Source organism: Flaviflexus salsibiostraticola, from assembly GCF_003952265.1.
GTDB lineage: Bacteria > Actinomycetota > Actinomycetes > Actinomycetales > Actinomycetaceae > Flaviflexus > Flaviflexus salsibiostraticola.
The window spans coordinates 2,279,956-2,304,745 of record NZ_CP034438.1; the positions used below are offsets into that span (position 1 = coordinate 2,279,956).

Sequence of the window (24,790 nt, forward strand, 5' to 3'; positions counted from 1 at the left end):
CGACGTCTACTCCTTCGGCTTGTGCTTGCCAGCCATCGTCATGTGGCTTGAGATGGGGATCGGGCGGCCAGGAAGCAGCATCTGCCAATAGATCTGCTCGAAGGCGAGCTTGCCCAGATGGTTGAGCCGCGTCGGCTTGAGGAGGCGCAGAGGTCCGGCATACGGCACCGGGAAGGTGCCCAACAGGGGCTCGGTCTCGTAGTTGAAGTCGAGCAGGAGGGCCTGGCCGCGGCCGGACTCGACGAAGCAGTTGGCGTGCCCATCGAATGCGTTCGGCAGTGGCCGATCCTCGATCGCGGCGAGGAAGTTGTCGATGAACTCCTCGGTGGCGAAGTGTGCAACGGAGCCCGCCTTTGATGTCGGAATATCGCTCGCGTCGCCGAGGACGAAGATTCTGTCATCGTCCAGTGCGCGCAGCGTGTGCTTGTCGACTGGCACGAAGCCGGCGTCGTTCCCCAGGCCGGAGTCCATGATGAACTGCTGTCCGACGTTCGGGGGCACGGTGACGAGAAGATCGAAGGGGAGCTCACGGCCGTCGTAGGAGACGAGCCGCTGGCTGTCATTGTCGATCCTTTCAACCGCGAAATCTGCTGCGAGGCGGATGCTGCGATCCCTGAGGAGACCGCCGAGCTCCTTGGAGGCGACAGGCTTGGTGAAGGCGCCATCGAGCGGCGTGACATAGGTGATGTCGACCTTGTGCCTGATCCCCTTCTTGCGGAAGTGGTCCTCGACAAGGAAGGCGAACTCGAGCGGCGCCACCGGGCACTTGATCGGCATCTCAGAGATATGGACGAGGATTCGTCCACCCGTGAAGTCCGCAAGGGCCTTCTTCAGCGCGACCGATCCCTCGAGGGTGTAGAACTCGTGGACCCTGTCCCGCCACAGCGCACCATCGGCCATCCCCTCGACGAGGGACGGATCAGGGCGTGTGCCGGAGGCGATGATGAGCCAGTCGTAGGCGAGCAGGCGCCCGCCGATCAGCTCAACCTCGCGGCGCTCGCGGTGGATCAGGGAGACTCCGGCCTCGACGAACTCGATTCCGGCATGCAGCATGCTGCGTCGGCTCTTCTTCACCCGTTCAGGTTTCATCCAGAACGGAATGAAGAGGTAGCCCGGCTGATAGTGGTGCTCGTCGTCCCGGTCGACGACGGTGATCGACCAGGATTCATCGAGAGCGCCACGCAGGTGATTCGCGGCCATTGTTCCGGCCGTTCCGGCTCCCAGGATCAGGACTCTGTTCATGGTTCAAAAATACCCCCATGGGTATCATGCCGTAAATGAAATTGGGAGTGACCTGGAACACATATTAGAAGCGGGGATCGCGCTTGCGCCCCTCGGCTGGCAGGACGGGGATCCCAGTGGGAGACTGTCGTCGAAAGGAGCTCCCATGGCCTCAGATGTTCTTGTTTTCTTCGTTCCCGCGGATGACACGTCGGATGTCATCGAATCCGTGTGCGCGGTTGGCGCCGGGAAGGTCGGCGACTATGTGGAGTGTGCTTTCATTGCGCCCGGCATCGGACAGTTCCGGCCGGTTGGCGACGCGGATCCAGCGATCGGTGAGGTCGGTGGGTTGACGAGGGTCGAGGAGAACCGCGTCGAGATTATGTTTCCCCGCGACATTCGCGACCGTGTACTCACGGCGCTCATGGAGGCTCACCCGTACGAGGAGCCGGTCTTCCACATCATCCGCAACGACTGACTCGAAGGGCTGGCGTCGCGCCCGCTCCCCGGCGCGAGCCCCACTCCCACCACCGCACGAGGCAGTGCTGCGGGCGTGTCCGACGGCGAGGTGCGTCTGGATATGAAAAGTCGGGAGCGCCGCAGCGCTCCCGACTCACCATCGCTCAGCGAAGTGCTTCGAGCCCGAGAATCTTGACGGAGATGTCCTTGCCATTCGGAGCCTTGTAGGACCGCTCCTCGCCGACAGTCGCACCCATGATCGAGGCGCCCAACGGGGCCGCCTCGGGGTAGACGTTGATATTGAGGTCGGCGGCCGCCTGGCGGGAGCCGAGCAGGAACTTCTGCTCCTTGCCGTTGATCTCAGCCGTGACGACGACGCCGGGGCCGACCTTCGAGGTGTCGACGTCGCCTTCGCCCACCTGGGCGTGGCGGAGAAGATACTGGAGCTCGACGATCCGGCCCTCCATCTTCGACTGCTCTTCGCGTGCGGCCTGGTAGCCGCCGTTCTCGCGCAGATCGCCTTCGGAGCGGGCGGCTTCAATGCGTTCGGCAACTTCCTCGCGACCGCGTGTTTCGAGGTCGCGAAGCTCCGCGGACAGGCGGTCGAAGCTTTCCTGCGACAGCCACGTAGTCTGCGATTCAGCCATAGTGGGCTTATAGGACATAACGTGTTGCTGGTGGGGTTGGAGGTTCGGGGTCAGTAGTCCTGTTGGAAGGGGCTGCTGTGGTGGAGGTCGGTCCAGTTGACGGCAGTGCCCCACCGGTTGATCTCGTGTTGGGCATGGGCTCGGTGATCTGCGGCGGTGAACAGCGCAGTGATCTGCTGATCGGTTGGCGTGGCGGTAAGGATCTGCGCTGGCGTCAAGGGATATTCGGTGCGTGCGTACAGCCACCAGCACACGGACTTGATCTGGTGGGTCAGTCCCATTCCGCGGTGGTGGCGCAGCAGGTCACGGATACGACTGTTGAGCCCTTCGATCCGATTCGTCGTCGCGGGCACATCCAGGCCCGCGAGGTCCTCGCGCAGGTAGGTGAACAGGGTGCCACGCCGGGCGAGAGTGTTCAGCGAGTTCTTCGCTCGCACGAGCCGGTCATGGGTGTTGACATAGCTGCCGTCGGGCAGACGCGTCTTCTGCGCGAGGAAGCCCTTCCACCGGGCGTTCCACGCCGTGAGCTCGACCAGCCAGGCCAGGGATTCCTCGCGGGTGCGGATCGCCAACAGGCCCCTGGCGAGCTCATAGAGCTCCACTCCGGCCTGGGTACGCGGCCGGCTGGTGGTGTAGCGCTTGACCACGCTGAACGCGTGGAACGTGCAGCGCTGAACGTGGGTGGTGGGCCACTGCTGGGCAAGGGCCGAGACAATGCCGCTGCCCCCGTCGCACACGACCACATCAGGGGCGGCAATCCGGGAGAACAGTGCCGCCCACGCGTCCGTGCGCTCGGTGCGGGCCACGTACCAGCCCACTACGTGCGTGGGCGTGCACGCGATCAGGATCGCGGCCCGCCGGTGCAGATAGATCGCGTCCACGAACACGACCGGGTGAACCTCGTCCACCAGTGGCGATAACGGCCACAGGCTCCAGAACGGGGCGAATCGTCGTCGGGCCTGCCGTCCACCTCCGGGCAGGTCGAGGTAGGTGCCCGTGCCGGTGACAAACCTCAAGAACGCAGCGAAATCACGGGCCCGCGTGTCGAGTCGTCTTGTGCCTGTGGCCGAGCAGGCCTTGCATCGGAAACGTTGTCGGCCTGAGGCGGTTTTGCCGTGACGGATCATGACCCGGCCGCACAAGCCGCATGAAGGATTGCCCATCCCTCAATTCAAACCGACTCCGACACCGACCTTTCCGCATCACACCAGGCAAAAATGGGTCTTCCAGCAACACGAAATGTCCAACCAAGAACTCAGGCCAAACCGACTCCGAGCACCGAAAACCGCGCCACCACAACGAAAAACCCGGATCCCAGCAACACGAAATGTCCTATAAGCCCCATAGTGGTCTCCTTGGATGGGTAAAAAAGATGCCGCGCTGACGCGGCCTAAAGGCATATGATACCAGGCAACGGCATCCTGTCACCTGGGAACGCCGTGGATGCGACTACTTGACGACTGCGCAGTATTCGATCGATCCGGCCGCGGCGCGCTCGGAGGTCTGGAGCATGAGGACATCCGAGACGGAATCCTCCTCCATCGTCCACGTCCATGTCTTCGCGCCGATCTGGGCGAAGTTGTCGTTGACCGCCGTCGCCGAGCATTCGAGCTCGAGGCCTTCCCGGCCATGGACGGTGTACGTGATCCGAACCTCGGAGTCGGAGACGGGCGTGTGGCCGGTGTTGACGAGCTGAATCGTCGGATCACGGCCGATGAGCTGGGAGGCGCCGATGATCGCTGCAATGAGAACCGCCAGCGCAACGAGAAGATATCCGATTCTTCTGGAAGGATGTCGATCCAAGCCGTAGCGGTCGCGCAGCTCGGGAGGGATGTCCGTCATGCGTTTACGCCTTTCGAAAAGAGATTGGTGTTGCCGTCGAGTATCTCAGTACTATCTGAGAACAGCATACTTGTGGAGGGATGAGAGATCAGTGACGCGTGAACCACGACTGATGGCCGTCCATGCCCATCCGGACGACGAGTCGTCGAAGGGCGCGGCAACCATGGCGCACTACGCCACGATCGGCCGGGTCCGGGTTGTCACCTGCACCGGGGGCGAGCGGGGCTCGATCCTCAACCCTCGGCTTGTGGGCCGGACCGACATCGAAGAGAACATGCCCGCCATTCGCCAGCAGGAGATGACGGCCGCGGCCGAGGCCCTCGGCATCGAGCACACGTGGCTCGGCTTCGTCGATTCTGGCCTCCCCGAAGGGGAGCCGCTGCCCCCGCTTCCCGATGACTGCTTCGCCTCGATCCCGCTCGAAGAGCCGGTCGGGAGGCTCGTCGCCGAGATCCGGGAGTTCAAGCCCCAGGTGCTCACCACGTACAACGAGCTCGGTGGGTATCCGCACCCCGACCACATCCGCGTGCACGAGGTCTCGATGGCCGCGGTCGAAGCGGCATCCGACCCCACCAGGTTCCCCGAGGCCGGCGATCCCTGGACAGTGTCGAAGGTCTACTACGACGTCTCCTTCAGCCCCGACCGGATCCAGGCCTTCCACGAGGTCCTCATCGCCGAAGGCCTGGAATCTCCGTTCGCGGAGTGGATGGAACGCCGCGGCAAGACCCCGACCCGCAGGGTCGACGCACGGCTCGAGGTGAGCGAATTCTTCCCGCAGCGCGACCAGGCACTGCTCGCACACGCCACCCAGATCGACCCGGACGGATTCTTCATGGCCGTCCCGAGGGACATCGAAGCACGGGTCTGGCCGTGGGAGGAGTTCGAGCTCGCCCACTCCGTCGTCGGGTATCCCGACGAAATTGAGACCGACCTGTTCGCACGGATCGAGGAATGATGTTCCCCTTCACGACGCCCAGCCCGTCGCCGACCGACATTCCGACGGAGCCCTGGGAGGCGACCCCCGGCGTTGAGGGCTTTCTCCTTGGATTCTTCTTCCTTGGAATCGTGCTCGCATTCCTCATGTGGGCGATGAACCGACAGCTGCGGCGCATCAAGCACTCAGCCGCTGCCGAGCAGCGGCGCGCCGCCGAAGCCCAGCGAGCGAAAGAGTCAACCGCCCCGCGGCCCGAGAAGGCCGCTGAGGAGCCTCCGGCAGAGCCCGGGAACCCCACGGACTCGTAGCGGGAGCCGGTCACTTCTTCGACTTCTTGGCCTTCTTCGACTTAGCCTTGCGCTTCTTCTTCGATGACTTCTTTGACTTCTTCGACGGCTCGTCGCTGACCTGCTGAGTCTCCTTCGGCTCTGCCGCGCCCTGGGTGTTGCCGTTCGGTGCCTGAGGAATGCCCACGCCCGGCCCCCATTGCCATTGATCGACGGGGCGCGGTGGCCGTTGTCGCGGTGGCGAAGCTCTGCGACGCGGGCCTTCTCTGCGAGGAAGTCGCCGTGCTCGGCCTTCGCATCCTTGAGCTGCTCTTCAACCGCTTCGACGAGGTCGTCGACGAGTGCCGGATCGACCGTCTCGAGCAGGCGACGGCGCTGAACCTCGGGCTTCCAGCGGGGCTTGGGCCACTGCGGGTCGATGTCGATGAGGGCCTGGGTGAGAAGTTCGGTGACTGCTACTCGTGCGTACCACTTCTTGTCGCCTGGAATGACGTACCACGGGGCGTGCTCGGTTGAGGTCAGCCGGAACACATCCTGGTAGGCCTCCTGGTAGTCATCCCATTTCGCTCGCGTATCGAGGTCGCTCGGGCTGAGCTTCCAGCGCTTGTCGGGGCGCTCGATCCGCTCGAGGAGGCGGCCCGCCTGCTCCTCCTTCGAGTGCATGAGCGCGATCTTGATGATGGTGGTGCCCGAGTCGACGATCTCCTTCTCGAAGGCGTTGATCTCGTCGTAGCGCTCGCGCCACACCTCCTCCTCGACGAGCCCTTCGACCCGGACGACGAGGACGTCTTCGTAGTGGGAGCGGTCGAAGACGCCGATCTTGCCGGGCTGGGGGAGCTTCTTTTTGATGCGCCACAGGTAATGGTTGGCGAGCTCCTCCTCGGTCGGCGCGACGAAGCTTGCGAGTGCGACGCCCTGCGGGTCGACCATGCCCATGACGTGGCGGACGATGCCGCCCTTGCCCGCCGTGTCGAGGCCCTGAAGGATGAGGAGAACGGAGCGGGTGCCGCCGTGCCTGCTGTGTGCGAAGAGCCGCTCCTGCAGCTCGCTCAGCAGATCGGCACGCTCATCGAGCCGGGCCTTGCCGTCCGACTTCGAGCCGGTGAAGCCTGGGGTGCTCGATCGGTCGAGTGCCGCGAGGTCGAAGTCGCTGCCTGCCCGGAGCGCCAGGTGGGGGCTCGTCTCCCACAGTTGATTCGCCACAATGTGCTCCCGCCGTCGATATGTCAGATCTGTTCGAGCATAACGGATTGAGAGCGGCGTCACATGGAGACGGGCGTAACCTTCGGATTGACGAGAGCCCTGTGCCTCAGTGCGACCCGTACGCGAGTGCGATGGCGATGGCGTGGCACGCATAGGCGAGGACCGTGCACAGGTGGAAGAACTCGTGGAATCCGAAATGGCGGGGCCACGGGTTGGGCCACTTCGTCGCGTAGAAGACCGCACCGATTGTATAGATGACACCGCCGCCGGCGATGAGGAGCACGATCGCGGGGGTGCCGGCCTGCCAGATGTCGGGCAGGTACCAGACCGCCACCCATCCGACGACGACGTAGAGGCTGACGTACAGCCAGCGGGGGAAGTCCACCCACGACATGTGCATGGCCGAGCCGATGATCGCACCGCCCCAGACGATCGACAGGATGATGGCGAGAGTGCTGCCCTCGAGCAGTGAGAGGGTGATCGGCGTGTAGGTGCCGGCGATGAGGACGAAGATGTTCGCGTGGTCGATCTTCCGCATGATGCCGAGCACCTTCGGCGACCAGTTGCCGAGGTGATAGAGCGCCGAGAAGCCGAACAGCAGGAGCGAGGCGACGAGGAAGACGACCGCGCCCACGACCTCGGACGGGGTCTCTGAGACGGCGATGAGAACGAGGCAGAAGGCCACCGCAAGAGGTGTCGCGATGAGGTGAAGGACCCCTCGTCCAGCGGGCTTGCCAGCCCGTTCTCTGCGCTCGCGGTACCCGAGTCGGGCGGCATCGTCGCCGATGGCGGTGCTCATGTCATGGATCGAACTCATGGTTGGAAGCCTACTCGGAACTTTCGGCGGTAATCTATGTGTAGCCGCTGAAGGAGCCGCCCAGTGTCGATGAAAGACGCCATCTATCAGCTCTACGAGAATCGTGTGTCGAGATCTCTGGAGCGCAGCCGACTGCCCCGCCATGTGGGCGTCATCCTCGACGGCAATCGCCGATGGGCGAGGATGATCGGTGAGAGCGCGGCCCACGGGCACCGCGCGGGCGCCGACAAGATCAGTGAGTTCCTCACGTGGTGCGATGAGGCGGGGATCGAGCTCGTCACCCTGTGGCTGCTCTCAACCGAGAACATGTCGCGCGACGAATCGGAGATCAAGGAGCTCGTCGACATCATTGTCTCGACGGTTGAGCGTCTCGCCCACGTCGGCCATTGGCGCCTTCACCACGTCGGCGATCTCAAGGTCCTCGATGAGGAGAACCGGGAACGGCTCCTCAAGGCCATCGACTTCACGAAGGACAGTGACGGACCCCTCGTCAACGTCGCGGTCGGCTACAGCGGACGCTCGGAGATCACGGAGGCCGTGCGTGCCCTCATCCTCCAGAAGGCTGGGGAGGGAATGACCCCGCAGGAGATCGCCGACACAGTGTGCGACGAGGAGATCGAGGCTCATCTCTACACCCGCGGTCAGCCCGACCCCGACCTCGTCATCAGGACGTCGGGGGAGCAGCGCCTGTCGGGTTTCATGCCCTGGCAGACCGTCCACTCCGAGTACTACTTCTGCGAAGCGTATTGGCCTGATTTCCGCCGCACGGACTTCCTGCGGGCGCTGAGGTCGTACGAGATGCGCGATCGCAGGCACGGCAGGTAGCGCGGCAAGCAGCCGGGACGAGGCTCCGATGTGCCGAGATCGACGATGGAATCAGACCGTTGGGTCGGAGACCTACGCTCAATCGACTGAGAATGGCGAGCGTCTAGACCTCGACGACCGAGAATGAGGACACGAAGCTGAGCAGCTCGTCCTTCGTCGGTGGGACGGCGCCGCGCCGGGAGACCGCGACCGCACCTCCGGCATTCGCATAGCCCGCGATCGAACGGAGCTGACGCTCCGAGAGCATTCGGCGTGACTCTGCGGTGCCCTCGCCGAGCATGCTCGTCCTGCCCAGGGCATCGATGAGGGCGGACATGAACGCGTCGCCCGCACCCACCCGGTCGACGACGTCGACCTTCGGGGTCTTTGACTGGACACGGATATTCTCCGTCGCAACAACGGCGCCGTTCTCCCCGCCGGTCAAGGCGACGATCTGCGGACCCATGCTCAACCACTTGGTGATGACGGCGCTTTCGGACATACCCGGGTACATGCGCTGGATGTCGTCCCTCGACGCTTTCACCACATCCGAGAGTGCGATAAACTCCTCCGTGCGGGCCAGGACCTCATCATGCGGGCCGAGACCGTCCCTGAAGTTCGGATCGTAGGTGATGGTCGCGACCTGAGAGAGGGCATCGATCCAGGCACGGATCGTGTCGGGGGCGAGATGGACGGCAAGAGAGCCGGTGCGGAACGTGTGGGGTGAGAGCTTGATGAGGTGAGCAGCCGCGTCCGTCCCGGGGGCCGGCGGCATCGGCGGGTTGAAGTGCAGGTCGAATTCGTAGGTTGCCGTGCCGTCGGGATGCACGTGCGCGCGGGCGATCGATGTGGGGGAGTCGCTCGTCGAGCCCGGCCAGAGTACGACGCCCGACCGCTCGAGGGTCGATGCGAGCATGTCGGCGCGGGGTCCAGTGCCCAGATCCGTGGCGAAGTGGACGCGCCGGCCGAGCAGGCCCAATCCGCGGGCGACATTGAAGGCGGAGCCGCCCGGAAGTTCGACTGGACCATCCTCCGTCTCGAAGATGTCGACGAGAGCCTCGCCGACAACCATGGTCGTCACTGCTCCTCCTCAGACGCTGGTCGGCCCAGCTGAGCCGACTGCAGGCGCACACGAGCCCCATCGAGCCACTGCTGGCAGCGGCGGGCGAGTGCCTCGCCCCGCTCCCAGGCGGCGATGGACTCCTCGAGGGTACCGGTGCCCTGCTCGAGTGCGGCGACGATGTCGACGAGCTGTCGCCGGGCCTCTTCGTAGCTCAGGCCGGCAATATCGTCATGATTCTTCTCGGTCATCACCGCTCCTTGCTGCTGTCACTGTCAGTTCGAGTCGACCCGCCGCGAGCAGCGCCTCGAGGTGGGTGCCGACCTCGACGTCATCCGCACTGCGTACAACGGCGTCCGGGGTCCGCAGGACAGCGTACCCACGGTCCAGGACCGCCTGTGGGGAGAGGGAGCGCAGATGCCGGCGCAGGGCATCGAGCGCGCTCCCCGCATCGAAAAGGCCCCGCTCGACGAGTTCGGTCAGCCGTGCTGCCGTCCGGGTGAGCTCCTCTTCCCGTGTCTCAACAAGGGTGAGGGGGTAGGCGAGGACGGGCCGGGTGAGGACGGTATCGAGGTCGGACTGTGCCTGGGTGAGGCGCCGGTCGATCGCCATGCGGCCCCGCTTGAGGCCTTCTTGGAGAATACGCCGCTCCTCTTGGACATCGGGAACGATCCGCTTCGCCGCATCGGTCGGTGTTGACGCGCGGTAGTCCGCCGCATCATCGACGATCGGGCGGTCACCCTCGTGGCCGATCGCGGTCACGACAGGAGTGCGGGCGGCGACGACTGCACGGACGAGTCCCTCGTCGGAGAAGGGGAGAAGGTCTTCGACAGACCCGCCGCCGCGGGCGATGACGATGACATCGACGTCTTCCATGGCATCGAGCTCGGCCAGCGCCGCCATCACCTGACCGGCACTCGCGGGGCCCTGGACCTTGACCTCGCGCATCTCGAAGTCGACCTCGGGCCAGCGCGCCTGCGCATTGACGATGACATCGTCCTTCGCCTTCGCGTTCGAGCCGCAGATGAGGCCGATGCGGCGTGGCAGGAAGGGCAGGGGCAGCTTGCGGGAGGGAGCGAACAGCCCCTCCTCGCCGAGCCGCCTGCGGAGCATCTCAAGGCGGGCAAGCACATCGCCGACGCCGGCGAAGCGGATCTCGGCGACCTGAAGGGAGAGCGAGCCGTTGCCGACCCAGAAGTCCGGCTTGACGCGGAGGACGACGCGGGAGCCCTCCGCGAATTCGGCCGGGATGATGTTCGACCAGGCCTTGCAGTTGATCGAGAACTGCTCATCGAGGTCGCGGAGGGTGAAGAACTGTGCGCGCGAGCTTCCCCGCGGCGTGAACTGGAGGACCTCGCCCTCGACCCACATGGGAGACATACGGCCGACGTACTCGGCGATCTTCTTCGAGAGCAGGCGGAGGGGCCACGGCCGGTCCGCAGTCGTCTCAGCGGCCAGCTGCGGCAGATCAGGGGGGATGATCACCTGCGAGCTCATGCTCGGTATTTTCGCATGCAGAAATGCACGAAAACGCCTAATAGGTCCTACGCCACTGGGATTCCGCCCCAAATCTCTCGGATAGCTGAAGGGCTGGGCGCGGACCGAGTTCACAGTGTATTCGGGCATTTCAGACAGCTGTGCCTGCCGCCGTGAGAGGGGCATCATGGCCTCCCCGCGGCCGCTCGCGTACCCTGTCACTGTGAGCACCTCTACACCACCTGTCTCCCTCGCCGGCATCTCCGCCTTCCCGGGCGAGGTGTCGTCCACGCCGAGCCCGGACGGCAAGAAGGTCCTCCTCGCGGCCCCCCGTGGCTATTGCGCGGGCGTCGACCGCGCGGTCGACGCTGTCGAGAAGGCGCTCGAGCTCTATGGAGCCCCTGTCTACGTCCGCAAGGAGATCGTCCACAACAGGTTCGTTGTCGAGACCCTGAGCGCTCGCGGCGCGATATTCGTCGACGAGACCGACGAGGTGCCCGAGGGTGCACGCGTTGTCTTCTCCGCTCACGGCGTCTCGCCCGCCGTCCATGCGGCCGCCGCCACCCGCAGCCTCCAGACGATCGACGCGACATGCCCGCTCGTCACGAAGGTCCACAAGGAGGCCGTCCGCTTCGCGGCCGACGACTACGAGATCCTCCTCATCGGCCACGACGGCCACGAAGAGGTTGAGGGAACCTACGGTGAGGCCCCCGACCACATCCAGATCGTCAACGGTCCGGAAGAGGTTGCGGCCCTCGAGGTGAAGAACCCCGACCGGCTCATCTGGCTCTCCCAGACGACGCTGTCCGTCGACGAGACGATGGAGACGGTCAACCTTCTGCGCGAACGCTTCCCCAACCTTCAGGATCCGCCCTCGGATGACATCTGCTACGCGACCCAGAACCGCCAGGGCGCGGTCAAGGAGATGGCACCGGGCTCTGATGTCGTCATCGTCGTCGGCTCCGCCAACTCCTCGAACTCCGTCCGCCTCGTCGAGGTCGCCCTTGAATACGGGGCCCGCGCGGCCTACCGCGTCGACAAGGCGGACCAGGTCGACCTGGCCTGGCTGGAGGGAGCCAGGACTGTCGGCCTCACCTCCGGCGCCTCAGTCCCGGAGATCCTCGTCCGTGACGTTCTGCAGCTTCTCGCCGACCAGGGTTACACCGAGGTCCAGACGATCACGACCGCGGTCGAGAACGTCGCCTTCTCGCTGCCGAAGAACCTGCGCGGCGATCTCAAGGCCGCGGGCCGCCTCGAGGAGGCGCCCCGCAGGGCTCGTCGCCAGGCCTGATCTCTAGTCCGCGACGAGTTCGCTGCGCGTGATCGTGCGCACCTGGGCCGCCTCATAATCCAGCTCCTTGACGTCGAGCCCGTCGCTGGAGAGGGAGTCGAAGCCGCGCGCGGTGACGAGCAGGCGGTTCTCGAGGGTGCCGATCGACGAATTGTAGGCCTTGACCGCGCCCGAAAGACGAGTGCCGAGCACCGTGAGGTGCTTGGAGAGATCCCCCAGACGCTGAACAAGCTCACGGCCGAGGGCCAGAACTTCAGCTGCCTCGTCGGTCACGCGTGAACTCGACCAGGTGGCGGCCACGGCCCGCAGGAGGGCGAGCAGCGAGGACGGCGAGGTGATGGCGACGCCGAGTCGTGCCGCCTCATCGAGCAGGCCGGGATTCGTCCGGACAGCCTCCGATAGGAGGGACTCGGACGGCATGAACATGACGGTGAGCTGGGGTGAATGCTCGAACTGGGCCGGGTAGTTCCGCTTCGCGAGAGCCAGCACGTGGGCGCGCACGGCCTTCGCATGTTCGGCCAGCAGCTGGTCCCGGCGGGCGCGTTCGCCTGGATCATCGGCGGAGATCTCAGCAGCCTCGAGGTAGGCCGTCAGCGGCACCTTCGAGTCGACCGCGAGCGTGCCATCCCCGGGAAGGTGGACGAGCATGTCGGGCCGCTGCCTGCCGCCGCTCGCCGATTCGACGCTCGCCTGGGTCTCGAAGTGGACGTGGGGGAGCATCCCGGCTGCGGTGACGATCCGCTCCAGCTCAGCCTCGCCCCACGACCCGCGGGCGCTCGTCGACGTCAGTGCGCTGCGCAGCGAGCTCGTCACCTCGTAGAGATCCTTCGACGCCTCGTGTGCGGTCGACAGCTGCTGGTGGAGGCGAGCGGAGGCGGCTGCCTGCGACTTCTCGAGCTCCCCGACCTTCGACGTCATCGTGGCGAGGTTGGAGGTGATGGGAGCGAGGGCCCGGAGGACGGCCTGGTCGGCCTGCGACTTCTCGATGAGCGAGTCATTCTCCTCCTCGAGCCGCCCCGCACGCGCCTCCAGGCGCGCCATCTCCAGACGCGCATCGGCCTGTGCGGCGCGTACGCGCGATGTGCCGGCGAGCCAGCCGAGTGCGGCGCCCACGGCGAGGAAGAGCAGAAGGGCGAGTAGGGCGAGGGGGATTGAGATCTCCATGGGTCCACTGTGCCAAAGGTTTCGGGCAGATCCGCGAAGTGGAATCGGCCCTGTGGGGCATAGTCCTCGGCCGTTCTCTCGGCCGCTGACCTGTGAGCAGTCACGTACCCGGCCGACAGCGGTGATCGACTAGACTGATCTACCGTGGCATTGACTATTGGTATCGCCGGACTTCCTAATGTCGGCAAATCGACCCTGTTCAACGCGCTGACCCGCGCGACCGTCCTCGCGGCGAACTATCCGTTCGCAACGATCGAGCCGAACATCGGTGTCGTCCCGCTGCCCGATGAGCGCCTGCAGGTCCTCTCCGAGATCTTCGATGCTCGCAAGATCATCCCGGCGACCGTCTCCTTCGTCGACATCGCCGGCATCGTCCGCGGCGCCTCCGAAGGGGAGGGCCTAGGTAACCAGTTCCTCGCCAACATCCGCGAGGCGGATGCGATCTGCCAGGTGACCCGTGCGTTCTCGGACCCCGACGTCACCCACGTCGACGGCAGGGTCGACCCCGCCTCCGACATCGAGACCATCACGACGGAGCTTCTGCTGGCCGACATGCAGACGCTCGAGAAGCAGATCGCCCGCCTCGAGAAAGAGGTGAAGGGCAAGAAGGCGCCGAAGGAATACCTCGACACCGCCCAAGAGGCGCTCACAGTTCTTGAAGAGGGCACGACCATCAACTCGGTCATGGACCGCTTCGACCCGGAGATCATCCGGTCTTTCCAGCTCATGACCGCCAAGCCCTTCATTTACGTATTCAATACGGACGATGATGGCCTGGCCGATGAGGCGATGCAGGCGGAGCTGCGCGAGCTCGTCGCCCCCAATGAGGCGATCTTCCTCGACGCCAAGTTCGAGGCCGAGCTCGTCGAGCTCACTGAGGAAGAGGCGCAGGAGATGCTCGAATCCACCGGTCAGGAGGAATCGGGCCTCAACAAGCTCGCACGCGTCGGCTTCGACACCCTCGGACTGCAGACCTACCTCACCGCTGGTGAGAAGGAGACTCGCGCCTGGACCATCAAGAAGGGCTGGACCGCCCCGCAGGCGGCCGGGGTCATCCACACCGACTTTGAGCGCGGCTTCATCAAGGCCGAGATCGTCTCGTACGACGATCTGGTCGAGCTCGGCGGCATGCAGCAGGCCAAGGCCGCGGGCAAGGTCCGCATGGAGGGCAAGGACTACGTCATGCAGGATGGCGACGTCGTGGAGTTCCGCAGCGGACTACAGTCTGGGAGTAAGAAATGACGATATATCAGAAACCTAAGAAACGTGCCCACAAGGGTTTCTTCTACCTCAATGATGAGGTAGTTATCAATTCGCTGTCTGCCTTGGAATCAGGGAAAGTTGACGAAATCGTCTCGAAGACAGTGGTTGCGAGAGAAGGTGGATTCAGCGGCGAACTCAAAGGAGGCGTGCCAGGTATTGGTGCTTCGGTGGGTGGAGGGAAAAAGGCAACCTCTGAAGTCGAAGAGGAGATGGTTAGAACACGTACCAGATTCTCGATATTCGATGCATGGTATGCCCTCCTTCAGCAAGAAAAGGCCATTGGCACCTTTGAAGGATGGGGGACTGAAGCTTTGGCCGGTGTTTCGGCTGGAGATACGGTGGAATTAAGGGCAGGTCTTTCGTTGGGTCCCCTGCAGACCGTCATGAGACTGTTCCTATGGTTTGCCGACCAAGCTGCGAAGCCAGGTACCGCGTTCTCACAAAAGGGTGAAGAAGCTAAAGCGACAAAACAGGGTGCCCAAATGATGCGGACGTTAATGGGTATTGATAATGGCGTAGAAGACGAAATTCCCTTAGTGGCTGTTCCCCTAGGAGACGAAGGCCCCCAGGTGATTCTGGGGATCTCTCCGAAGTGGATGATCGGAAAGTTGGGTCAGTTGGGTGGAGACTTTGGGATTGTGGCGCAGGTCGCCAGAGTAATTCCAAGAGATGAAGAGTATCCAATACTTCGCCTTACTAAAGATGTAACACCCACCCCTATGGAAATCGATACCCTTAAAACAGTGGTATCTGGCTACATTGCTCCGGCAAAGGAACTCGGAGTCGAGGTTGACCCAGAAGAGTCTGTTGTAAAAGGGCCAGCACTGGTCTTAAACCCAATTGAATCGCTCTGGGTTTGATGGAGATTCCTGAGCTTGGAAACAAGGATGGAATAATGTCAGTTATGAACAATCCCGGACGCGCCTCGCAGCGGCGGTATTCACCAGAGGAAAAGGCGGCAGCGGTGCGCATGGTGCGCGCCTTACGTAAAGAGCTGGGCACGAAGAACGGCACGGTCAAAAGAGTTGCCGATCAGCTCGGATACGGCCCAGAATCGGTACGCACCTGGGTGCGTCAGGCCGATATCGACGATGGCCACCTCCCTGGTGTGAGCACTGATGAGGCCCGCCGTCTGCTCGAGCTTGAGCAGGAGAACCGCGAGCTGCGCCGGGCCAACGAGATCCTCAAACGCGCAGCGTCTTTCTTCGGGGCGGAACTCGACCGCCAACACAAGAAATAGTGGCCTTCATCGACTTAAATAGGGACGATATTGTGGCCGGGCGCCGTCTTGGAGTCGAGTCCATCTGCAGGGTATTGCAGGTGGCTCCAAGCACGTACTACGCCGCGAAGAAACGTGGCCCCTCTGCTCGTGCGATCCGGGACGCGGAGCTGATTCCCCAGCTGTTTGAGCTGTGGGAAGCGAACTACAGCGTCTATGGAGTGCGGAAGCTGTGGAAGGCTGCACGCCGTGCGGGAATCGATATCGGCCGCGATCAGACCGCCCGTCTTATGCGAGCAGCAGGGATCGAAGGGGCACGACGGACCAAGAAAGTCCGAACCACTCACCGTGATGCGACTGTCCCTCGGCATCCTGACTTGGTCGACCGTGATTTCACCGCCACAGGCCCGAATCAGCTGTGGGTCACCGATCTGACATTCGTTGCCACCTGGGCCGGGATCGCGTATGTGTGCTTCATCATCGACGTCTACTCCCGCATGATCGTCGGCTGGCGAGTCGCCTCGCATATGCGCACACCCATGGTCCTCGATGCGATCGAGATGGCCCGCTGGTCGCGCGGGACTCACCTGCCCGGGCTTCGGTGTCACAGCGATGCAGGCAGTCAATTTACGTCCATTCGCTACGGCGAGAGACTAGCGGAGATCGGCGCTGTTCCCTCGATCGGTACTGTTGGCGATAGCTACGACAACGCTCTGGCTGAGACGGTTAACGGATACTACAAGACCGAGCTCGTGCGCGGGCCGGCACATCCGGGTCCGTGGAAGACGATCGAGGATCTAGAACTGGCCACCCTGGGCTGGGTCCACTGGCACAACACTGAACGCCTTCACGGCTACCTCGGAGACGTACCACCGATCGAGTTCGAGAACACCCACTACACTGCTACCAGCACCCCCAACGTGCTGATCGGAATCAAATAAAAAGAGCCTCCATCAAACCCAGAGCGATTCAAATCGCGATTTATCGTTGAAGATTTTGTAGGGGGTGAATAGTGGCAACTGAACCTGAGCGCTTAGTGAAGTCCAAGCAGCGTGTTGCTGACCACGGCGAAGTGTTCACTCCTGCCTGGATGGTTGAAGACATGTTGAACCTGGTGAAGGACGAGTCTGAGCGCATAGACTCCCGTTTCTTAGAACCCGCCTGCGGATCGGGAAACTTCCTAATTCCCGTATTGAAACGAAAGCTTGCGACAGTTCAAGGACGCTACGGTAATAGTGATTTTGAGAAGAAGCACTACGCACTACTCGCACTGATGTCAATCTACGGCGTTGAGTTGCTCCCCGACAACGTTGCTGACTGCCGGGCCAACATGATTGAGGTATTTTCGAGTTACCTCCAGTTGAGTTCTGAAGATATGTTTTACAAAGCCGCTGAGTATGTTCTAACTAACAATATTGTTAACGGTGACGCAATGACGATGCGCAACAGCGTGGGCGACGCCATTATGTTCCCGGAGTGGGGATACTTGGGGAGAGGGAAGTTTCAACGTCGAGACTTCCGGTTTGATACGTTGGCGCAGCGCAGCGCTTTCGGGGAGGAAGATACGTTGTTCGCAAACCTTGGCAAGCAAGAGCTATTCACCCCGTCTAAAACCTACCCGCCCTTGACTGTTGCGGACCTAGCGTTATGACAGTCCAAACATCTTTTTCGATCAGAGGTAGAAACCCCGATGTTTTGACGTGCATCGCCAACCTTTCTAATGACGAGGTATTCACGCCACCTGAGTTAGCTAACCAGATGCTTGACATGGTTGCGGAGGCATGGGCTGGGGCTCACGACGGCGAGAATATTTGGGAAAATCCAACGGTCCGTTTTCTCGATCCGGTTACTAAATCTGGCGTCTTTTTGCGTGAGATTACCAGTCGTTTGACCACGGGGTTAGTCGATCAGATTCCTGACCTGCAAGAGCGGGTGGATCATATTCTCGCCGAGCAGGTTTTTGGTATCGCTATCACGCACCTAACGAGCTTGCTTAGTAGAAGAAGTCTCTACTGCTCAAAGTATGCGAATAGTAAGCACTCAATTGCTACGTCCTTTGATGATCCGGACGGAAATATCTGGTTTGAACGTTTGGAACACACTTTTGAAGGTGGTAATGAGTGGATCTATGCCACTGATTCAGACGGTAACCAGATTGAAAAACGGATTAACGGAAAGTGCAAGTTTTGCGGCGCGCCCCAGAAGATATTTGACCGAGACGATGCCCTGGAAACCCACGCCTATGCGCTTTTACACGCCCAAGACATTAAGACTCGGGTTGCTGAGTTGTTTGGAGAAGACATGCAGTTCGATGTGATAATTGGGAACCCTCCGTATCAAATGACAGGGGGAGCTGGAGGCTCTAGCGACTCTTCTATCTACCATCTCTTTGTGGAACAAGCTCAGAAACTAGAACCAAGGTTCCTATCCATGGTTATTCCTTCGCGTTGGATGGCGGGTGGAAGGGGATTGGGTGATTTTCGCCAGGAAGTTTTGACCAGCAGAAAGTTGAAAGAGTTAGTTGACTGGGGAGACTCCACCGAGGCATTTCCGGGAGTCTCAATTAAGGGAGGCATCTGCTATTTTCTGTGGGAAAAGGACTATGAGGGGCCTTGCGATGTGACGCGCGTTAGCGGTGGCAAGGAATTTCATCAGGGGCCGAGGGACTTGGGTGAGTTCGACGTGTTTATTCGGGATGAACGTGCCCTCAGTATCCTTCGCAAGATATTGCCGGACATGACTGAGCCTGTTTCGACGCTAGTCTCCGGCGACACACCTTTCGGTATCGCGACAAACTTTGGTGATTTCCATACCTCGAAACGTGATGGTGATCTGCTTCTCCACCGTATTGAGAAAGGCAAACGCTCGACGGCTTATGTGAACGGTCAAGTCCTTTGGTGTGGTGTAACTTTTCGGGGTTGGGTTAGGCGGTGAGGAAGAGTTCCTGGCCGGGATGGTGATCGGTTTGCCCGGTGGGGGCGTTGAGGGTGTGGATGAGTTTTCGCATGGAGACCTCGGAGAAGTAGCGCCGTTCGGCGTAGAGCCATTCTTCGTGCTGTTCTTGAAGGACAGCTCCGACGAGGCGGGTGACACTGGCAGGGTCGGGGAAGATCTGGACCACGTCAGCACGACGTTTGATTTCCCGATTCAACCGCTCGATCGGGTTGTTAGACCAGATCTTCTTCCAATGCTCTTGAGGCATGTCAGCAAATGCTGTCAGCTCTGCTTCGGCCTGTTCGAGCATGGCTGCTACCTCGGGAAACGAGCCAGATAGACCGTCAATGACGGTGCGGTATTGAGCTCTGACAGCCTGCGCGGTGGTCTGAGCAAAGATCGTTGAGACCAGGGCGTTGACAGGCTTGGAACGGGCTGAGCCGACTCGTTGGGTGATGTTACGGGCGAAGTGGACCCGGCACCGCTGCCAAGCCGCTCCAGGCAGGATCGCTTTGACTGCGGCTTTCAACCCCGCATGAGCATCCGAGGTCACTACCGCCACCCCGAGCGGATCAGCGCTTGTGGCGACTTTCAGGCCGCGCTCTCGCAGGGAGCGGAGGAACTCAGTCCAAAAATCGGTGGTCTCAGAATCACCCAGTGCCATCCCCAGGATCTCGCGCTTACCCTCACCGCTGACGCCGGTGGCTACGACAAGTGCTTGAGAGACGACTCGGTTACGTACACGCACGTCGAGATAGGTCGCATCCAGGAACAGGTAGGGGAACCAGGTGTGATCCAAGGGCCGGCCCAGGAACTGGCTCACGCCCTCGTCAATGTCAGCACAGATACGCGAGACGGTTGATTTTGAGATACCGGTGTCGTTGCCCAGGGCTTTGATCAGGTGATCAACCTTGCGGGTGGAGACACCATCGATCCATGCCTGGCAGATCACTGCATAAAGCTGTCGGCGGCAGTTGAAAAGTGAGCAGTTTCGGCATTTGAAAAGTGAGCACTTCGATTAACGATGTGGAGTGTGATTTCAATGCACGATTGGGAAAAGATCCGGGTGCTTGCCCGCGAGGGTGTACCGAAGGCTCGTATTGCTGCTGAGCTGGGTATCTCACGCAATACGGTGGATCGGGCGGTGAAGTCTGATCAGCCGCCGCGTTATGTCCGCACGAGGACACCGACGAAGTTTGGGGAGTATGAGGCCCGGATACGGTGGCTGCTGGAGGAGTGTCCGACGATGCCGGCCTCGGTGATCGGCGAGCGGGTGGGCTGGCCTTACTCGGAGAGGGCCTTGCGGCAGAATGTGGCACGGATCCGTCCTGAGTATGCGCCACGACGTCTCGATCCTGCGGACCGGTTGGAGTGGGAGATCGGGGATGTGGCTCAGTGTGACCTGTGGTTCCCCAATGTTGATATCCCGATCGGGAACGGCAAGACGGCACGCTTCCCTGTGCTGACGATGATCCTGGCCTGGTCAAAGTATCCCGTTGCCTTGATGATCCCGAGCCGGCAACGCCCGGACCTGCTGTTGGGCATGTGGGACGGGATCAGCACCTTTGGCAGGGTTCCTCGACGCCTATTGTGGGACAACGAGGCCGGAATCGGACGATACGGCAAGCTCGGGCAGGAAGTCGCGGAGTTCTGTGGAACCCTCGGAGTGAAGCTCGTCCAAGCCAAACCCTATGACCCGGAGACCAAGGGCGTGGTCGAACGGTTCAACTCCTACCTGGAAACCTCGTTCCTGCCCGGGCGGACGTTCGCCAGTCCCAAGGATTTCAATGCTCAACTCGCCGGCTGGCTCGAGGTGATCCGAGGGAAGAAACCACGAGGGAAAGACCAAACTCGGGGCCAGGGCCTGACCGTCGAGCTCGAGCATATGGGTGCGTTGCCGCCGGTTGATCCCGCAGCGAGGTGGACTGTGCAGACGCGGTTGGGACGTGACTACTACATCGAGATCGGCGCGAACGCCTACAGTGTTGACCCCAGGTGGATCGGGCACCGCATCGACGTCACCATGGACCTGTCGACGGTCCAAGTCAGTACGGGCGGGAAGGTCATCACGACTCATGAGCGTCTTTGGGGCAGCGGCGGTCAGGTGACCGACCCTGACCACGTGGAGACCGCTCGGAAGCTGCGTGCGACCTTTCAGCAGCGCCAGGGCCTGCCCGGCTACGGAGTGACGGTCCAGGGCGGGGACCTGGCAGTATATGACCAGATCTTTGACATCGAGGTGGCCTAAATGGAGGCGATCAAAGACGTCACGTACTACACGAGTGCGTTGAAAGCACCACGTATTCAAGCTTCTTTCGCTCGCCTGGCTGACACTGGGCGGGCACAGGGCTGGACGTTCGAGGAGTACTTAGCCGCGGTTTTGGAAGCCGAGGTCACCGCCCGGGAAGCATCTGGGGCCGAGATACGACGGAAACGAGCACACTTCCCGTCCATGAAGACGATTGAGGACTTCACCTTCGATCACCAGCCCCACCTGCGCTCAGACGTTCAAGCAGCATCACGCTCGACCTGGATCCACAACGCGGAGAACATGATCCTTCTCGGCCCACCAGGCACCGGGAAGACTCACATATCGATCGGGCTCGGCATTGCCGCGACCAGGGCCGGAATCCCGGTCCTGTTCGACACCGCAGCCGGCTGGATCCAGTCGCTCACTGCCGCTCACAACAAGGGAGACCTGACGAAAGAGCTGCGGCGTATTCGCCGCTACAAGCTCATCATCATCGACGAGCTCGGCTACCTCCCCATCGAGCCAGAAGCCGCGAACCTGTTCTTCCAGCTCATCTCGGACCGATACGAGCAATCATCCATCCTGATCACCTCAAACCTCGCTTTCGGGTCCTGGTCCACGATCTTCCACGACGAGACGATTGCGACAGCCATCATCGACCGGCTCGTCCACCACGCCCAAGTCCTGACCACGAAAGGAACCTCCTACCGGATCAGACACCGACAAGAACAAGGAACTGTAAACTAAAACCGCTCAGTTTTCGATCGCCGGAAATGCACCAAATTCAACTGCCGCCGACAAAAGCGCTTTATCTACCCGACGGCGCGGGGACAGCAGCGCCGGGAAGAAAGAGCCCTGACGCAGCTTAGGGATCTGTAGATCAACCTCCCCCGCCGGGGTGGCAAGAGTCTTGGGCCGGGTGCCGTTACGGTGAGTGACCCGGTCAGGGGTGCGTTCGTGAGGGCCAGCGCCGATCTTGACGGTGGCTTCAGCATCGATGAGATCTTGAAGGCCGGCCTGGAGCAGGCGGCGGAAGACATCGTTGTGAGCAAGATCAGGGTCGGTGAGGACTTCAGAAATCAGGGTCGTCAGGGCAGACTGGTGGTGAGTCATCGTGGGATGTCGCTTTCTTGTATCTTGGTCGAACATTTGAGTCTCCCACGATGACTCCCAACAATCTTCACCATCACCGTTGCTGGCAACCCCGCAGGAATTTACACCACACTAAGGGACTCACCCTATGTGAACTGAATCGCTCTGGGTTTGATGGAGGCTCTTTTTATTTGATTCCGATCAGCACGTTGGGGGTGCTGGTAGCAGTGTAGTGGGTGTTCTCGAACTCGATCGGTGGTACGTCTCCGAGGTAGCCGTGAAGGCGTTCAGTGTTGTGCCAGTGGACCCAGCCCAGGGTGGCCAGTTCTAGATCCTCGATCGTCTTCCACGGACCCGGATGTGCCGGCCCGCGCACGAGCTCGGTCTTGTAGTATCCGTTAACCGTCTCAGCCAGAGCGTTGTCGTAGCTATCGCCAACAGTACCGATCGAGGGAACAGCGCCGATCTCCGCTAGTCTCTCGCCGTAGCGAATGGACGTAAATTGACTGCCTGCATCGCTGTGACACCGAAGCCCGGGCAGGTGAGTCCCGCGCGACCAGCGGGCCATCTCGATCGCATCGAGGACCATGGGTGTGCGCATATGCGAGGCGACTCGCCAGCCGACGATCATGCGGGAGTAGACGTCGATGATGAAGCACACATACGCGATCCCGGCCCAGGTGGCAACGAATGTCAGATCGGTGACCCACAGCTGATTCGGGCCTGTGGCGGTGAAATCACGGTCGACCAAGTCAGGATGCCGAGGGACAGTCGCATCACGGTGAGTGGTTCGGACTTTCTTGGTCCGTCGTGCCCCTTCGATCCCTGCTGCTCGCATAAGACGGGCGGTCTGATCGCGGCCGATATCGATTCCCGCACGGCGTGCAGCCTTCCACAGCTTCCGCACTCCATAGACGCTGTAGTTCGCTTCCCACAGCTCAAACAGCTGGGGAATCAGCTCCGCGTCCCGGATCGCACGAGCAGAGGGGCCACGTTTCTTCGCGGCGTAGTACGTGCTTGGAGCCACCTGCAATACCCTGCAGATGGACTCGACTCCAAGACGGCGCCCGGCCACAATATCGTCCCTATTTAAGTCGATGAAGGCCACTATTTCTTGTGTTGGCGGTCGAGTTCCGCCCCGAAGAAAGACGCTGCGCGTTTGAGGATCTCGTTGGCCCGGCGCAGCTCGCGGTTCTCCTGCTCAAGCTCGAGCAGACGGCGGGCCTCATCAGTGCTCACACCAGGGAGGTGGCCATCGTCGATATCGGCCTGACGCACCCAGGTGCGTACCGATTCTGGGCCGTATCCGAGCTGATCGGCAACTCTTTTGACCGTGCCGTTCTTCGTGCCCAGCTCTTTACGTAAGGCGCGCACCATGCGCACCGCTGCCGCCTTTTCCTCTGGTGAATACCGCCGCTGCGAGGCGCGTCCGGGATTGTTCATAACTGACATTATTCCATCCTTGTTTCCAAGCTCAGGAATCTCCATCAAACCCAGAGCGATTCAAACCGCTCATTGGTGAGAAAAAACACCGGTGCTATTGATGCCTGGAAAGTGTTGAGCCCCAAGGCATATGGTGCAGGTGAGTCAGTGCCACATCAGATTCTTGGCCAGGTAATTGTTAGCCAACCAGGAACGGTATGTACACAGACTTATCTTGTTACTGGACCATTCTCGTCGCAAGAAGAATCGGAAAGCTATGCGTCCTACTATAGAACGCGTTTGTTCCGCTTCCTCGTGTCTTTGAGGAAGATCACTCAAGATGCGATGAGGTCTGTGTACTCTTGGGTGCCTGTGTTGACGTGGGATCGAATTTGGACAGATTCGGATCTCTATGAGAAGTACGGGCTAGATGAATCTGAAATTGAGTACATCGAATCAGTAATTCGCCCCATGGATTCGACCGATTAGGCACACCCATGTCGAAACTCATTGAAGAGATTCTTCCTCTCAAACCAGAAGCCCGATTGCGGATCTATGCTTACTCGATAGATGCACCCAGTCATGATGGGTTGATCAAGGTTGGTCAGACTACCCGCGACGTTAAGAAACGCGTCGAAGAGCAAACAAAAACTGCCGGGATCAAACCAACGATTCTTCTTGATGTTCCTGCTGAGCGGGAGGATGGTACCCCCTTTACTGACTTTCAGGTTCGTGCTCAACTGTCGGCAAAAGGATTTGAGAACACCCAACTAGAGTGGATGCGGTGCACTCTGGCTGACGTGCAAACAGCAATCACTGAGCTCCGCACCGGGCAAAAACTTTCTGGCACGCACCATGAGACCTTCCCCATGCGTGCCGAGCAGGCAGAAGCGGTGCGCAAAACCCATGCCTACTACAACTCAGTGTGGCAAGAAGATATGCATGCGGTTCCACGTTTCCTATGGAACGCAAAGATGCGGTTTGGAAAGACCTTCACCTCATATCAGTTGGCAAAGAAGATGGGCGCCACCCGTGTACTAGTTATGACTTTCAAACCTGCGGTCGAGGATGCCTGGCAAACTGACCTAGAAACGCACGCCGACTTTGATGGTTGGCAGTACATGAGTAAACAGTCCGGAGCTAACCCGGATGAAGTTGCCAGGAATAAACCTCTGGTGTATTTCGGATCCTTCCAAGATCTTTTGGGCCGTGACAAAGCCGGGAACATCAAAAGTAAGAACCAGTGGCTACATGAAATCAACTGGGATTTAGTTGTTTTCGATGAATACCACTTTGGGGCTTGGCGGGAAACCGCTAAAGTGAATATTCGTGGTTGTGGGAGCCACTCGTGGTGCCTTCCAGAGCCAGTCCACGTCTAGGCCGATGGTGTCGGTGAGAGCCGTT

The 24,790-nt window shown here is 61.0% G+C and carries 24 protein-coding genes, 2 pseudogenes and 2 other annotated features; of the genes and pseudogenes, 13 read left to right on the plus strand and 13 right to left on the minus strand.

What is annotated here, in order from left to right; translation table 11 throughout:
• Positions 1 to 6: 6 nt before the first annotated feature.
• Positions 7 to 1,242 (minus strand): type III sulfide quinone reductase, selenoprotein subtype, encoded by a 1,236-nt coding sequence (gene sqr / locus EJO69_RS10610; RefSeq protein ID WP_126041688.1) that lies wholly within the window; start codon positions 1,240 to 1,242, stop codon positions 7 to 9.
• A 145-nt stretch (positions 1,243 to 1,387) separates the two neighbouring features.
• Here sqr and EJO69_RS10615 point away from each other — a divergent pair, with 145 nt between their 5' ends.
• Positions 1,388 to 1,699, plus strand: a complete 312-nt coding sequence (locus EJO69_RS10615; RefSeq protein ID WP_126041690.1) for a YqfO family protein — start codon at positions 1,388 to 1,390, stop codon at positions 1,697 to 1,699.
• 145 nt (positions 1,700 to 1,844) lie between these two features.
• Here EJO69_RS10615 and greA read toward each other — a convergent pair whose 3' ends face one another.
• From greA to EJO69_RS10630, 3 genes are all read right to left on the minus strand, one after another.
• Positions 1,845 to 2,327, minus strand: coding sequence for a transcription elongation factor GreA (greA, locus tag EJO69_RS10620; RefSeq protein WP_126041692.1), 483 nt, complete (start codon positions 2,325 to 2,327; stop codon positions 1,845 to 1,847).
• A gap of 50 nt (positions 2,328 to 2,377) precedes the next feature.
• Positions 2,378 to 3,490, minus strand: a complete 1,113-nt coding sequence (locus tag EJO69_RS10625; protein WP_126037883.1) for an IS1249 family transposase — start codon at positions 3,488 to 3,490, stop codon at positions 2,378 to 2,380.
• Between the two features lie 286 nt (positions 3,491 to 3,776).
• Complete coding sequence (locus EJO69_RS10630) at positions 3,777 to 4,169, minus strand: DUF4307 domain-containing protein (protein ID WP_126041694.1); 393 nt, start codon at positions 4,167 to 4,169, stop codon at positions 3,777 to 3,779.
• Between the two features lie 91 nt (positions 4,170 to 4,260).
• Here EJO69_RS10630 and mca point away from each other — a divergent pair, with 91 nt between their 5' ends.
• Together mca and EJO69_RS10640 are read left to right on the plus strand one after the other, a co-directional pair.
• Complete coding sequence (gene mca, locus EJO69_RS10635; RefSeq protein ID WP_245993638.1) at positions 4,261 to 5,124, plus strand: mycothiol conjugate amidase Mca; 864 nt, start codon at positions 4,261 to 4,263, stop codon at positions 5,122 to 5,124.
• A complete protein-coding gene (locus EJO69_RS10640; RefSeq protein WP_126041698.1) occupies positions 5,121 to 5,411 on the plus strand; it encodes a hypothetical protein in 291 nt (96 codons plus the stop codon). The genes mca and EJO69_RS10640 overlap by 4 nt, the downstream gene beginning before the upstream one ends.
• Here the strand turns inward: EJO69_RS10640 and EJO69_RS10645 are convergent.
• Positions 5,340 to 6,593: a PPK2 family polyphosphate kinase gene (locus EJO69_RS10645; protein WP_211331433.1), complete on the minus strand. Its 1,254-nt coding sequence runs from the start codon at positions 6,591 to 6,593 to the stop codon at positions 5,340 to 5,342. The two genes, EJO69_RS10640 and EJO69_RS10645, sit on opposite strands and share 72 nt — an antisense overlap.
• 106 nt (positions 6,594 to 6,699) lie before the next feature.
• Entirely contained in the window at positions 6,700 to 7,410 is a 711-nt protein-coding gene (gene trhA, locus EJO69_RS10650; protein ID WP_245993640.1) for a PAQR family membrane homeostasis protein TrhA, read from the minus strand.
• 63 nt (positions 7,411 to 7,473) lie between these two features.
• Between trhA and EJO69_RS10655 the strand changes: the two genes are divergently transcribed.
• Positions 7,474 to 8,235: an isoprenyl transferase gene (locus EJO69_RS10655; protein WP_126041701.1), complete on the plus strand. Its 762-nt coding sequence runs from the start codon at positions 7,474 to 7,476 to the stop codon at positions 8,233 to 8,235.
• Between the two features lie 103 nt (positions 8,236 to 8,338).
• On the opposite strand, the gene EJO69_RS10660 is transcribed toward EJO69_RS10655, so the two are convergent.
• Genes EJO69_RS10660 through xseA form a run of 3 tightly spaced genes read right to left on the minus strand, consistent with a single transcriptional unit; the run spans position 8,339 to position 10,771 of the window.
• The gene (locus EJO69_RS10660) at positions 8,339 to 9,286 is read right to left on the minus strand and encodes a PfkB family carbohydrate kinase (protein ID WP_245993861.1); all 948 of its coding nucleotides are present in this window, start codon (positions 9,284 to 9,286) and stop codon (positions 8,339 to 8,341) included.
• A gap of 5 nt (positions 9,287 to 9,291) precedes the next feature.
• Positions 9,292 to 9,525, minus strand: coding sequence for an exodeoxyribonuclease VII small subunit (locus EJO69_RS10665; RefSeq protein WP_126041705.1), 234 nt, complete (start codon positions 9,523 to 9,525; stop codon positions 9,292 to 9,294).
• The gene (xseA, locus tag EJO69_RS10670) at positions 9,506 to 10,771 is read right to left on the minus strand and encodes an exodeoxyribonuclease VII large subunit (protein WP_126041707.1); all 1,266 of its coding nucleotides are present in this window, start codon (positions 10,769 to 10,771) and stop codon (positions 9,506 to 9,508) included. The genes EJO69_RS10665 and xseA overlap by 20 nt, the downstream gene beginning before the upstream one ends.
• 238 nt (positions 10,772 to 11,009) lie before the next feature.
• Here xseA and EJO69_RS10675 point away from each other — a divergent pair, with 238 nt between their 5' ends.
• Entirely contained in the window at positions 11,010 to 12,041 is a 1,032-nt protein-coding gene (locus tag EJO69_RS10675; protein WP_245993863.1) for a 4-hydroxy-3-methylbut-2-enyl diphosphate reductase, read from the plus strand.
• A gap of 3 nt (positions 12,042 to 12,044) precedes the next feature.
• On the opposite strand, the gene EJO69_RS10680 is transcribed toward EJO69_RS10675, so the two are convergent.
• A complete protein-coding gene (locus EJO69_RS10680; protein WP_126041710.1) occupies positions 12,045 to 13,205 on the minus strand; it encodes a DNA recombination protein RmuC in 1,161 nt (386 codons plus the stop codon).
• A gap of 144 nt (positions 13,206 to 13,349) precedes the next feature.
• Between EJO69_RS10680 and ychF the strand changes: the two genes are divergently transcribed.
• The 5 genes from ychF to EJO69_RS10705 all read left to right on the plus strand — a co-directional run bounded on the left by ychF (position 13,350) and on the right by EJO69_RS10705 (position 18,621).
• Positions 13,350 to 14,447, plus strand: coding sequence for a redox-regulated ATPase YchF (gene ychF / locus EJO69_RS10685; protein WP_126041712.1), 1,098 nt, complete (start codon positions 13,350 to 13,352; stop codon positions 14,445 to 14,447).
• Complete coding sequence (locus EJO69_RS10690; RefSeq protein ID WP_126041714.1) at positions 14,444 to 15,328, plus strand: DUF6414 family protein; 885 nt, start codon at positions 14,444 to 14,446, stop codon at positions 15,326 to 15,328. The genes ychF and EJO69_RS10690 overlap by 4 nt, the downstream gene beginning before the upstream one ends.
• Before the next feature lie 35 nt (positions 15,329 to 15,363).
• Positions 15,364 to 16,628 (plus strand): IS3 family transposase gene (locus tag EJO69_RS10695; RefSeq protein WP_126042319.1). Its coding sequence is split into 2 segments (ribosomal slippage): positions 15,364 to 15,667 and positions 15,667 to 16,628, totalling 1,266 coding nucleotides; the frame shifts between segments, so codons are not numbered across the junction.
• Positions 15,663 to 15,797, plus strand: a sequence feature (AL1L pseudoknot). It overlaps the preceding gene by 135 nt.
• A gap of 71 nt (positions 16,629 to 16,699) precedes the next feature.
• Positions 16,700 to 17,338 (plus strand): N-6 DNA methylase, encoded by a 639-nt coding sequence (locus tag EJO69_RS10700; RefSeq protein WP_245993642.1) that lies wholly within the window; start codon positions 16,700 to 16,702, stop codon positions 17,336 to 17,338.
• Complete coding sequence (locus tag EJO69_RS10705) at positions 17,335 to 18,621, plus strand: Eco57I restriction-modification methylase domain-containing protein (protein WP_126041718.1); 1,287 nt, start codon at positions 17,335 to 17,337, stop codon at positions 18,619 to 18,621. The genes EJO69_RS10700 and EJO69_RS10705 overlap by 4 nt, the downstream gene beginning before the upstream one ends.
• Here EJO69_RS10705 and EJO69_RS10710 read toward each other — a convergent pair.
• Positions 18,611 to 19,606, minus strand: a pseudogene (locus tag EJO69_RS10710) (IS256 family transposase); the annotation flags it as partial. The gene EJO69_RS10705 and the pseudogene EJO69_RS10710 overlap by 11 nt on opposite strands.
• A gap of 57 nt (positions 19,607 to 19,663) precedes the next feature.
• Here EJO69_RS10710 and istA point away from each other — a divergent pair.
• The gene (istA, locus tag EJO69_RS10715) at positions 19,664 to 20,869 is read left to right on the plus strand and encodes an IS21 family transposase (RefSeq protein WP_126038218.1); all 1,206 of its coding nucleotides are present in this window, start codon (positions 19,664 to 19,666) and stop codon (positions 20,867 to 20,869) included.
• Complete coding sequence (gene istB, locus EJO69_RS10720; RefSeq protein ID WP_126038216.1) at positions 20,870 to 21,619, plus strand: IS21-like element helper ATPase IstB; 750 nt, start codon at positions 20,870 to 20,872, stop codon at positions 21,617 to 21,619.
• 54 nt (positions 21,620 to 21,673) lie between these two features.
• On the opposite strand, the pseudogene EJO69_RS10725 reads toward istB, so the two are convergent.
• Positions 21,674 to 21,985 (minus strand): annotated as a pseudogene (locus EJO69_RS10725) (transposase); the annotation flags it as partial.
• A gap of 166 nt (positions 21,986 to 22,151) precedes the next feature.
• Positions 22,152 to 23,416 (minus strand): IS3 family transposase gene (locus tag EJO69_RS10730; RefSeq protein WP_126042319.1). Its coding sequence is split into 2 segments (ribosomal slippage): positions 22,152 to 23,113 and positions 23,113 to 23,416, totalling 1,266 coding nucleotides; the frame shifts between segments, so codons are not numbered across the junction.
• Positions 22,983 to 23,117 (minus strand) — a sequence feature (AL1L pseudoknot). Its footprint overlaps the gene before it by 135 nt.
• Before the next feature lie 467 nt (positions 23,417 to 23,883).
• Here EJO69_RS10730 and EJO69_RS10735 point away from each other — a divergent pair.
• A complete protein-coding gene (locus tag EJO69_RS10735; protein WP_211331434.1) occupies positions 23,884 to 24,765 on the plus strand; it encodes a GIY-YIG nuclease family protein in 882 nt (293 codons plus the stop codon).
• Positions 24,766 to 24,790 lie beyond the last annotated feature (25 nt).